The organism is Burkholderia aenigmatica (assembly GCF_902499175.1).
GTDB classification, from domain to species: domain Bacteria; phylum Pseudomonadota; class Gammaproteobacteria; order Burkholderiales; family Burkholderiaceae; genus Burkholderia; species Burkholderia aenigmatica.
This window is the reverse complement of record NZ_CABVQC010000094.1, coordinates 1-10,695: the sequence shown is the minus strand read 5'-3', so window position 1 is coordinate 10,695 and position 10,695 is coordinate 1. Positions and strand designations below refer to the sequence as shown.

General features: G+C 64.3%; 11 protein-coding genes. 2 read left to right on the top strand and 9 right to left on the bottom strand.

Annotation, left to right across the window (positions count from 1 at the left end):
- The first annotated feature begins 70 nt into the window (after window positions 1-70).
- Window positions 71-331, top strand: coding sequence for a DUF4148 domain-containing protein (locus tag BDO18943_RS39070; RefSeq protein ID WP_175026350.1), 261 nt, complete (start codon window positions 71-73; stop codon window positions 329-331).
- A 73-nt stretch (window positions 332-404) separates the two neighbouring features.
- Here BDO18943_RS39070 and BDO18943_RS39065 read toward each other — a convergent pair whose 3' ends face one another.
- The 3 genes from BDO18943_RS39065 to BDO18943_RS39055 are packed head-to-tail and all read right to left on the bottom strand — an operon-like array spanning window position 405 to window position 3,167.
- A complete protein-coding gene (locus tag BDO18943_RS39065; protein WP_175026349.1) occupies window positions 405-1,070 on the bottom strand; it encodes a response regulator transcription factor in 666 nt (221 codons plus the stop codon).
- Window positions 1,071-1,089: 19 nt separating this feature from the next.
- Window positions 1,090-2,481 carry a sensor histidine kinase gene (locus BDO18943_RS39060; RefSeq protein ID WP_175026348.1) on the bottom strand — a complete coding sequence of 464 codons (1,392 nt, stop codon included), beginning with the start codon at window positions 2,479-2,481 and terminating at the stop codon, window positions 1,090-1,092.
- 11 nt (window positions 2,482-2,492) lie between these two features.
- Window positions 2,493-3,167: a response regulator transcription factor gene (locus BDO18943_RS39055; RefSeq protein WP_043189293.1), complete on the bottom strand. Its 675-nt coding sequence runs from the start codon at window positions 3,165-3,167 to the stop codon at window positions 2,493-2,495.
- Between the two features lie 216 nt (window positions 3,168-3,383).
- On the opposite strand from BDO18943_RS39055, the gene BDO18943_RS39050 reads away from it, so the two are divergent.
- On the top strand, window positions 3,384-3,683 hold the full coding sequence (locus BDO18943_RS39050) for a DUF4148 domain-containing protein (RefSeq protein ID WP_175026347.1): 300 nt from the start codon (window positions 3,384-3,386) through the stop codon (window positions 3,681-3,683).
- Window positions 3,684-3,791: 108 nt separating this feature from the next.
- Here BDO18943_RS39050 and cyoD read toward each other — a convergent pair whose 3' ends face one another.
- From cyoD to BDO18943_RS39020, 6 genes are all read right to left on the bottom strand, one after another.
- A complete protein-coding gene (gene cyoD, locus BDO18943_RS39045; RefSeq protein ID WP_043189160.1) occupies window positions 3,792-4,124 on the bottom strand; it encodes a cytochrome o ubiquinol oxidase subunit IV in 333 nt (110 codons plus the stop codon).
- On the bottom strand, window positions 4,125-4,733 hold the full coding sequence (gene cyoC / locus BDO18943_RS39040; RefSeq protein ID WP_043189157.1) for a cytochrome o ubiquinol oxidase subunit III: 609 nt from the start codon (window positions 4,731-4,733) through the stop codon (window positions 4,125-4,127). It abuts the gene before it with no gap.
- The gene (gene cyoB, locus BDO18943_RS39035) at window positions 4,733-6,739 is read right to left on the bottom strand and encodes a cytochrome o ubiquinol oxidase subunit I (protein WP_122945742.1); all 2,007 of its coding nucleotides are present in this window, start codon (window positions 6,737-6,739) and stop codon (window positions 4,733-4,735) included. The genes cyoC and cyoB overlap by 1 nt, the downstream gene beginning before the upstream one ends.
- A 3-nt stretch (window positions 6,740-6,742) precedes the next feature.
- Window positions 6,743-7,630, bottom strand: coding sequence for a ubiquinol oxidase subunit II (gene cyoA / locus BDO18943_RS39030; RefSeq protein WP_175026346.1), 888 nt, complete (start codon window positions 7,628-7,630; stop codon window positions 6,743-6,745).
- Between the two features lie 270 nt (window positions 7,631-7,900).
- The gene (locus BDO18943_RS39025; RefSeq protein WP_175026345.1) at window positions 7,901-9,430 is read right to left on the bottom strand and encodes a complex I subunit 4 family protein; all 1,530 of its coding nucleotides are present in this window, start codon (window positions 9,428-9,430) and stop codon (window positions 7,901-7,903) included.
- Window positions 9,431-10,203: 773 nt separating this feature from the next.
- A partial coding sequence (locus BDO18943_RS39020) for a substrate binding domain-containing protein (protein WP_210771973.1) occupies window positions 10,204-10,695 on the bottom strand: 492 nt, incomplete at its 5' end.

Below are 10,695 nucleotides of genomic sequence, written 5' to 3'. Positions count from 1 at the left end.
ACGTGTTTCAGGCCGGCACCGCATCCGCGCCACCGGCCTTCGACCTTCGACCTTCGACAAGGATCACGCCATGAAGACACTGATGTTCGCCACCGCCCTTTCCGCGCTCTGCATCGCGCTGCCCGGCCGGGCCAGCGCAACGCAGCCCGACACCGCGGCTGCACCGCAGACGGTCGCCGCGACCGCAACCGCACCGTTGTCGTCGCAACAACCGGCATGGAACACACGGCCGGCAACGCCGCTGACACGCGCGCAAGTCTATCGCCAGCTCGTCCGCGCCGAGCGCGACGGCCAGCTCGCGCAGCTCAATCGCGAACTCTATTCGCACTGACCGCACGCAATCGAACATGCCGCGCGACGCGCGGCATGCGTGCCATCCTCAAGCGCGACGCGATACAGCGTCGTCATCCACCCGCATCGAACCTGAACCCGAATCGCGCGACCGTTTCGATCCGCGCGGAAAAGGCATGCGCGGCCAGCTTGCGCCTCAACCGCACGACCAGCGCGTTGACCGTCTCGGGTTCGACATCGGCATCGCCCCACGCATAACGCAGCACGGCATCGCGCCCGACCGGCCGCCCCGCTTCACGCAGCAGGCATTCGACCAGACGGAATTCCCGTGTGCTGAGCGCCAGCCGCCGGCCATGCTCTTCGAGTGCGCGCGTGGCCGCGTCAAGTCGGACCGACTCGCGCATCGCGATGACGCCCGTGCGGCGCCACAGCGCGCGCAATCGCTCATGTAGTTCCACGAACGAACACGGATGCGCAAGACACACGTCGCAGCCGGCCTGCAGCATCTGCGCGCGCTGCGCGGCTGTCGCGCCGGCCACGATCGTCGCAATCGTCGCGCCTTCGGCCGATGCGGCGAGTCGCGGCAGTGCATCGAGGATCGCCGGGCCGGTAGCCGTGTCGGACGCAACGATCACGATGGCATCGAACCGCTCCTGCGTCGCCACGAAGCAGCCGTCGCGCCATCCGTCGACGCGCTCGACGCCATGCGTGCTCTCGCGAAATGCCTTGTCGAGCCGCGTGGCTTCCGGGTTCGGCGGGGAAATCAGCAGGATGCGCATCGACGGTTCCCTGACGCCTTCATGCGAGCGAGCGCGGCCAGCACTCGACCGTGATCGCCGCACCAGCCAGTGGCGCATCGCCGATTCGCAACTCGAAGCCGTGTACGCGCATCACCGCCGAGACGATGCTCAGTCCCAGTCCCGAGCCGCTCACATGGCGCGTGCGCTCGCCACGATAGAAGCGCTCGAGCACCGCGTCTCGTTCAGCGGGCGGGATGCCGGGCCCGGTGTCTTCGAATCGCACGAGCGGCCCGCTCGGTGTCGCATGGAGCGCGACGCGCACGCGCCCGCCTGGCGGCGTGAACTTGATCGCGTTGTCCGCGAGATTGCTGAACGCCTCGAACAGCAATGCGCGATCGCCATGAATGCGGTCGACCGGTGTCGCGTCGAGTTCGAACGACACGTCGACGGCTTCGGCCAGCGGTTCGTAGAGCTCGCAGACGTCGCGCAGCAACACCGTGACGTCGACCGCGGCGAAGCCGCCACGCCGGCTCAGCGTGCCGATCTCGGAGATGCGCAGCATCGCGCGAAAGCGCTCGAGCAACCGATCGGTCTCGTCGCGCGCCGACGCGAGCAGTGCCGACGACGCAGGGTCGTCCGCGCAAAACGGCTGCTCGGCGAGCCGGGCCAGCATCGTGTGCACGCGGGCGAGCGGCGTGCGCAGATCGTGCGCGATACCGTCGCAGGTATGACGTACCTCGCCCATCAGCCGCTCGACTTCGTCGAGCATGTGGTTCACGAGATGCGCGAGCAGGTCGAGTTCGTCATGGCGTCCGACCGGCAGCCGCTTGCCGAGATCGCCCTCGGCGATCTGCCGCGTGACGCGCCGGATCGCGGCGACGCGGCGCATCTGCCGCATGCCGAGCATGCTGCCGCCCGCGATGCCCGCGATCAGGATCATCACGCCGCCGATCACGAGCCCGCGGATCGCGACATCGCGGATCTGGATGAAATGCGACAGGTCGCGCGCGACCACCAGCGTCATCCCGTTGTCGCGGCGTACGGCCATCGCGCGCGTAATCGGCGCGGGCTGGCCGTCGAGCGGGGCAAGCGTGCGGTTCAGCGTGCGCCCGTCGCGATCCGTGCGCAGCGCCGGCAGTGTTGCAATGTCCCCGGCCACGCGGCGCCCATTCGCGTCGAACAGCCCGTAGAAGCTGGTATGCATGTGCTCGTGCTCGAGCCGCCGATGGATCGCGAGCGGCAGCTCGGCATCGGGAATCGAATCGAAATAGATCAGTTGCCACGCGAGCACTTCGTCGGTGTCGCGCGTCATCGTGTGCGTCGCGGCCACGCTGATCACGCCCGCGAGCAGCAGCAGCGAAACCGAGAAGATCGCCGCATACGCGCACAGCCAGCGAAACGTCGTCGTGTGCCAGCGGCGCGTGAAGTTCGCCGCGCGAGCCGCATCCATCCTGGCCTCCGTCACGCGAGCATGTAGCCCGAGCCGCGCACCGTCTGGATCATCGGATTCGCGCCGGGCGGATCGATCTTCTTGCGCAACCGGCCCATGTGGACGTCGATCAGGTTGGTGCCGGGATCGAAGTGATAGCCCCACACGGTTTCGAACAGCATCGTGCGCGTGATCGTCTGGCCCGCATTGCGCATCATGAATTCGAGCACGCGGAATTCGGTCGGCAACAGCGGAATCTCGTCGGCCCCGCGACGCGCGCAGCGCGAAATGAGGTCGAGCTCGAGCGCACCGACCTTCAACAGCGTCTGCTGCGGCACGCCCGACGCCTGCCGGCGACGCAGCAGCACCTCGATGCGGGCGCTCAGCTCGCCGGAATCGAACGGCTTCGTCAGGTAATCGTCGCCGCCCGCGCGCAACCCGCGGATGCGCTCGTCCACATCGCCGAGCGCGCTCAGCATCAGCACCGGCGTATCGATGCCGACCGTGCGCATCGCGGTCAGGATCGCGAGGCCGTCCGCGCCCGGTAGCATCCGGTCGAGCGTGATCGCGTCGTACGATGCGCTCATCGCGCGCAACATGCCTTCGCGGCCGTTGTCGATCCACTCGACCTCGAACCCGCGCGCGGTCAGTTCGCCGACGATTTCGTTCGCGGTCACCGCATCATCCTCGACCGTCAGTACTCGCATGGTTGCCCTCGCAATGAACGTCATGACGGGCGCACGCCATGCGCCCGCGACTATCGTAGACGACCCGGTCGCCGTCCGGCGTTACATGAAAATTGCTTCATCCAGCCCCTCGGCGCACGGGTAAAAGATGTTTCATCCGGGCGTCGCCCGCCCCGTCGTGCGTGCCGCCTACGCTGGCGTCATGCGGCATCGGGCCGCGAAACCAGGAGCTACCGGATGAAACTGTCGACTACCGTCGCCTGCATGCTGCTCGCATGCGCCAGCACCGCCACGTTCGCGGCACCTCACCTGACGCCGCAGGAATGCAACGCTTACCCGTTCGTCCACACCGGCCACGACGTCACGCGTACCGACCTCGTGCGCGAACTGACCGAACTCGAACAGGTCGGCTACGATCCCGCGCACGCGAGCCCCTACTACCCCGACGATCTCGACGGTGCGAAGCATCGGCTCGCCGCCGAGTACCGTGCGGACTGCACGCATGCGCTGACTGCCGATGCGGGCACCCCGCACTGACCCCGCCGCCCGGCGCATCCCAGCCGGAAAAAACAAAAAGGCGGCACTCGCGTGCCGCCTTTTGTTCATGAAAGCGCATGGAGTTCGACCGCTGCGCCGCGATGCCGCTCAGCGCGACATCATGTTCATGCTGACGTTGTGCATCACCCACAGCGTGCCGATGATCAGGATCGCCGCGGTCAGCACCGTGTAGCTGAACGCCATCACGTTCCAGCGCTGGCCCGACGAGCCGTTCATGTGCAGGAAGTACACGAGGTGCACGACGATCTGCACGAACGCGAGCACGGCAAGCGCGATCAGCGACGCGTGCGGCGACAGCACGCCGCCCATCACGAGGCCGAACGACGCGGCCGTGAGCAGCACCGACAGGATGAAACCGGCGAAGTAGCCGCCGACGCTGCCGTGCCCTTCTTCGAGTTGAGACGAATGCGAATGGGCCATTTAGATCACGCTCGCGAGATAGACAAAGGAAAACACGCAGATCCACACGATGTCGAGGAAGTGCCAGAAGAGGCTCAGGCACGTCAGGCGTCGCAGGTCGCGATCGGTCAGGTCGCCGCCGCGGAACACGATCTGCCCGGCGAGCACGATCATCCACAGCAGGCCGGCCGTCACGTGCAGCCCGTGCGTGCCCACCAGCGTGAAGAACGCCGACAGGAACGCGCTGCGCTGCGGGCCTGCGCCTTCCGCGATCAGGTGCGAGAACTCGCGCAGTTCCATCGCGAGAAACGCCGCGCCGAGCACGAACGTCACCGCGAGCCACGCGAGCAGCGCGCCGCGCCGCTGCTTGTACGCCGCGAGCATCGCGAAACCGTACGTGATGCTCGACAGCAGCAGCGCGGCGGTTTCCACCGCGACGCCCGGAATGTCGAACAGGTCTTTCGCGGTCTGGCCGCCCGCATACTGGTGGCCGAGCACCGCGAACGTCGCGAACAGCGCCGCGAAGATCACGCAGTCGGTCATCAGGTACAGCCAGAACCCGAACACTGAGTGCGACGGCGGATGGTCGTCGTGCTCGAGCAGGGTTGCGCTCAAGGTTTTCTGCAACATCAGTTGGCCTCCAGTTCCACGTCGTCGACGCGCGCAGCCACGCGCTTCGTCGGCTGCTTGTCTTCGATCTTCCGCACCGTCGACGCGGGGATGTAATAGCCGTCGTTATCGCGCGAGCTGTAGATCACGAGCGTCGCGATGATCCCGACGAGCCCGCCGATCGCCATCCACCAGATGTGCCACACCAGCGCGAAGCCGAGCACCAGGCTGAAGATCGCGATCACGAGGCCCGCGCAGGTATTCGACGGCATGTGGATGTCGCGGATCGACGCCGGGTTCGGCCGGCCTTCGCCGCGTGCCTTCATGTCCGCATACGCGTCGAGCGTGCGCACCTGCGGGATCACCGCGAAGTTGTAGTCGGCCGGCGGCGACGAGGTCGCCCACTCCAGCGTGCGGCCGCCCCACGGATCGCCCGTCGTGTCGCGGTACTCGGGCAGGTTGCGGTTGCGGATGCTGACCACCAGTTGCAGCAGCTGGCACGCGATGCCGATCGCGATCAGCACGGCGCCGAATGCGGCGACCAGCAGCCACGGATGCCAGGCCGGGTTGTCGTAGTGGTTGATCCGGCGCGTCATGCCCATGAAGCCGAGCACGTAGAGCGGCACGAATGCAACGTAGAAACCGATCTGCCAGAACCAGAACGCGGCCTTGCCGAGCTTCTCGTTCAGCTTGAAGCCGAACGCCTTCGGGAACCAGTAGTTGAAGCCCGCGAGATAGCCGAACAGCACGCCGCCGATGATCACGTTGTGGAAGTGCGCGATCAGGAACAGGCTGTTGTGCAGCACGAAGTCCGCGCCGGGAATCGCCATCATCACGCCGGTCATGCCGCCGAGCGTGAACGTGACCATGAAGCCGATCGTCCACAGCACGGGCGTCGTGAATTCGATCCGGCCGCGGTACATCGTGAACAGCCAGTTGAACACCTTCACGCCGGTCGGGATCGCGATGATCATCGTCATGATGCCGAAGAACGCGTTCACGTTCGCACCCGAGCCCATCGTGAAGAAGTGGTGCAGCCACACGAGGAACGACAGCACCATGATCGCGCAGGTCGCATACACCATCGTCTTGTAGCCGAACAGCGGCTTCTTCGCGAACGTCGCGATGACTTCCGAGAAGATCCCGAACGCCGGCAGGATCAGGATGTACACCTCAGGGTGACCCCATGCCCAGATCAGGTTCAGATACAGCATCGCGTTGCCGCCGGCTTCGTTCGTGAAGAAGTGCATGCCGAGGTAACGGTCGAGGCCGAGCAGCGCGAGCGTCGCGGTCAGGATCGGGAACGACGCCATGATCAGCACGTTCGTGCAGAGCGCGGTCCACGTGAACACCGGCATCTTCATCAGTGTCATGCCCGGCGCGCGCATCTTGATGATCGTCACGAAGAAGTTCACGCCGGTCAGCAGCGTGCCGACGCCCGAGATCTGCAGCGCCCACAGGTAGTAGTCGACCCCTACCCCCGGACTGAACTGCAGCTCCGACAGCGGCGGATAGGCGAGCCAGCCGGTCTGCGCGAATTCACCGATCACGAGCGAAACGTTGATCAGGATCGCGCTGACGGCCGTCATCCAGAACGAGAGCGAGTTGATGAACGGGAATGCGACGTCGCGCGCGCCGATCTGCAGCGGCACGATCAGGTTCATCAGGCCGACCATGAACACCATCGCCATGAAGAAGATCATGATCACGCCGTGAGCCGTGAAGACCTGGTCATAGTGGTGCGGCGGCAGGTAGCCGGGCCCGTTGTACGCGAGCGCGAGCTGCATGCGCATCATGATCGCGTCGGCGAAGCCGCGCAGCAGCATGATCAGCGCGACGATGATGTACATCACGCCGAGTCTCTTGTGGTCGACCGTGGTCAGCCATTCCGTCCACAGCCATTTCCACCGGCCGGTGATCGTCAGCGCGGCGAGAATGCCCAGCACGACCAGCCCCATGAAGACACCGGCCCCCATGATGATGGGCTGATCGAACGGGATCGCCGAGAGTGTGAGTTTGCCGAACATGCGTTACCCCTTCGTGCCGCAGGCGGCGTCCTTCAGGTCGAGGACGTGGCCATCGTTGTATTTCGCGATGATGTTGTGGAAGAGTCGCGGATCGACCGACGAGAAGTAGCGCACGGGCGCCTTCTCGCTCGGTTGCGCGACGGTGCCGTACACGGTCGCGTCGAGCCGGTCCGGCGACGCCTTCACCTTCTGCACCCATGCATCGAACTGTTCGCGCGGCTCGGCGAGCGTGCGGAACTTCATGTCGGAGAAGCCGCGGCCGCTGAAGTTGGCGGACGTGCCCGCGTAGTTGCCGGGCTCGTCGGCGATCAGGTGCAGGCGCGTCTGCATGCCGGCCATCGCGTAGACCTGGCCGCCGAGCTGCGGAATGAAGAACGAGTTCATCACCGAATCCGACGTGATGCGGAAGTTCACCGGCGTGCCGACCGGAATCGCGAGCTGGTTCACCGACGCGATGCCGAGTTCCGGATAGATGAACAGCCACTTCCAGTCGAGCGCGACGACCTCGACGTCGATCGGCTTCACCGACGACTCGAGCGGCTTGTACGGGTCGAGCTCGTGCGTGGTCTTCCACGTGAGCACGGCGAGGAACAGGATGATCAGCGTCGGCACCGTCCAGATCACGACCTCGATCGCGGTCGAGTGCGACCAGTTCGGCGCGTAGGTGGCGCTGCGGTTCGACGCGCGGTAACGCCACGCGAACCACAGCGTGAGCAGGATCACCGGAATGACGACGATCAGCATCGCCCAGGTGGACGTTGCGATCAGCGCCTTTTCGGCAGCGCCCACGCTTCCTTTCGGATTTAGTACATCTAAATTACAGCCTGACAGGCTCAAAGCCGCGCCGATCGACATCAGCGCCACTCCGCCTTTTGAAGCTTTTCTTTTCATCACACAGCCCGAGGGTCATTGAATCCGTTTGCGTATGCCCGATGCGCATTCGATCCACGAAAGTGGCCGAATCATACGTCGCGCGAGTGCGATGAAAAACCAGCTAATGCGGAAAATCATCATTGCAGAATCTGCCGTGAGACAGATTGTCGCGGGGCAATTTCACGCAGCCGAAAGCAGGCCCGGCGCTGCCTGCGCCGGACCGCGATCGATGCGCGTGCAACGACCTCACCGCCATGCGATGCGCCCCGCTCACGCGACGTGCCGCGCTCAGTTGCGCGTCGATGCCATGTATGACGGCTGCGGCTGCGCAGGGCCATCCCCGGTCGGCAGCTTCGAATGGCTCGCGTCTTCGATCAGCCTGCCGACGGTCGGATCGATCGCATCGGTGAACGGCTTCGGATCGATGCCGACCGCCAGCACGACCAGTGCGAGCGACGCGAACATCACGATCTCGCGCCGGTTCAGGTCGGCGAGCTTCGCGATCCGCTGGCTTGCGACCTTGCCGAACACGACGCGCTTGAGCATCCACAGCGTGTACGACGCGCTGAGGATCAGCGTCAGCGCCGCGATGGCGCCGATCCAGAAGTTGAAGCGGATCGCGCCCATGATGACCATGAATTCGCCGACGAACCCCGACGTACCCGGCAGGCCGACGTTGGCCATCGCGAACAGCACCGTGAAGGTCGCGAAGCGCGGCATCACGCCCGCCACACCGCCGTACGCGGCGATTTCGCGCTGCTTCGTGCGATCGACGAGCACGTTCACGCACAACAGCATCGCGCCCGCGACGAAGCCGTACGACACGAGCTGCACGATCGCGCCTTCGACGCCGATCCGGTTGAACAGAAACAGCCCGAGCGTCACGATCCCCATGTGCGCGACCGTCGAATACGCGAGCAGCTTGCCGAGATCGGTCTGCGCGAGCGCGATCAGGCTGGCATAGACGATCGCGAACAGCGACAGCGCGATCACGGCCGGTGCGAAGAAGTGGCTCGCATCGGGCGTGACCGGCAACGCGAAGCGCAGGAACCCGTAGCCGCCGAGCTTGAGCATCGCGAGCATCAGCGCGGCGCCGGTCGGGCCGTCGGTGTAGACGTCGCTCAGCCACGTGTGGACCGGCCACATCGGCACCTTGACCGCGAATGCGGCGAAGAAGCCGAGGAACACCAGCAACTGCGGTGCGAAGCCGAGCTGCAGCGTGCGCCACACGGCCATGTCGAACGTATGCGACTGCGCGTACAGGTACAGCATCGCCATCAGCAGCATCAGCGAGCCGGCGAACGAGATGAAGAAGAACTTCACGGCCGCGTACACGCGACGCTCCCGCCCCCACGTACCGATCAGCAGGTAAAGCGGGATCAGCGTCGCCTCGAAGAAGATGAAGAACAGCAGCCCGTCCTGTGCGACGAACACACCGACCATCAGCCCCGACAGGATCAGGAACGACGCGTAGTACTGCGCGACACGCACCGTGACCGACTCCCACGACGCCACCACCACCACGAGCGTCGTGAACGCAGTCAGCACGACGAGCCACAGCGACGCGCCGTCAATGCCGACCCGCCATCCGGAATTGAACGCCGCCAGCCAGTTGCGGCTTTCGACGAATTGCATCGCAGCCGAGTGTGCATCGAAACCGGCGACCAGCGGAACGACCGCCGCCAGCCCCACCAGCGCGCCGACGAGCGCGATCAGCCGCGTTCGACGCGGATGTTGATCGGAACCGGCGCGCAGCAGGCACGCGCCGAACAGGATCGGAGCCCAGATGGCCAGGCTCAGAAAGGGGAAATCATGCATGTCAACTAGGCCTTGATGAAGTCGCGCACTGCATCGGGGACAGGCGAGACGAAAGGAACGAAATCAAATCGACAGATAGATTTCGTGAATCGCCAGTGTTGGCAAAATGTAAAGCGACATCATCGGAAAACTTGACGCCGCTCAAATGCGATCGGGTTAACCAGCATAAGGCGATTGATTATTTTCTGCATCGCAGCAATGCGCAGATTTTCGGCATCAGCCTATACCACTGATTTTTATGAGTAATTTTTTGTATTGTCCGACGAGGACGATCGCGAAAAACGACGCAGCGCCGCATTTTTGACGTCGGCGAGCCATTTCGGAGGGTCGGAATGCGCTTGTTGATGCCCGGCAGGACGGCGAGCATATGGCGCCGAATCCTTACATCAATACTTTCAATTTTATTTCATTTGGCCTTACACGATGCAGGTCGAGCGAATGGTCGCTGCGCCCGCATCCTTCACTTTCCAACCGCAATCATGGATGACTCGAGCGGCCCCATATGTGCGTCGTCATCATGCGATGGCGATCGTGTAGCGCGGGAAAATGGACGACGCGAGCGTCATCGCATCGACGATATTGCGCTCGTCGAACATGTAATTTGCGGCGGGCGGAGCCGACTTCGACGCCGGCGTCGTGACGATCGCCTCGCGTCGCCATGCGCGACATCCTGCAGTACATGCGGGTGGAGTACGACGGAGAACGGTTCGAGCGCGAGCAGCAATGCGCCCTGCGCCATCACGACAAGCGACGCGACGACTTTGAATCCCGCATCAACCTGACAGCCGCTCGCCAAGCGCCAACAAGAAGTCGGCGGCAAGCCTGGTGCGCGCGGAGGCTTGGCGCGCTTTCTCATAGACCACCGACAAAGGGGCGCCGACACTCTTGAAGTCGCCGAGGACAGGAACAAGTCGCCCCGCGGCCAACGACGACGCGACGACATAATACGGAGCTTGCAAGATACCGCCCCCGGCTTCTGACAACGCCAGGAGCGCTGACGCATGGTCGCTGGCCAACGGTCCCACGGGGAAATGGCGGTACTGATCCCCGCCACGAACAAACGTCCAGTCTCGGAATTGTCCGCTGTTGACCATCACATAACGCAGACAGGTATGGTCGACCAGGTCGTCTGGCGTATCGGGCACACCCCGCGACTGCAGGTATGCCGGCGAAGCGACCGTCACGAAGCCCCCCCGCGGCAAAATAGTTGTCGCCCCGATAGAAACTTGAATCTTTCCTGAATTCAAGTTTCGTAGATGGTGGTG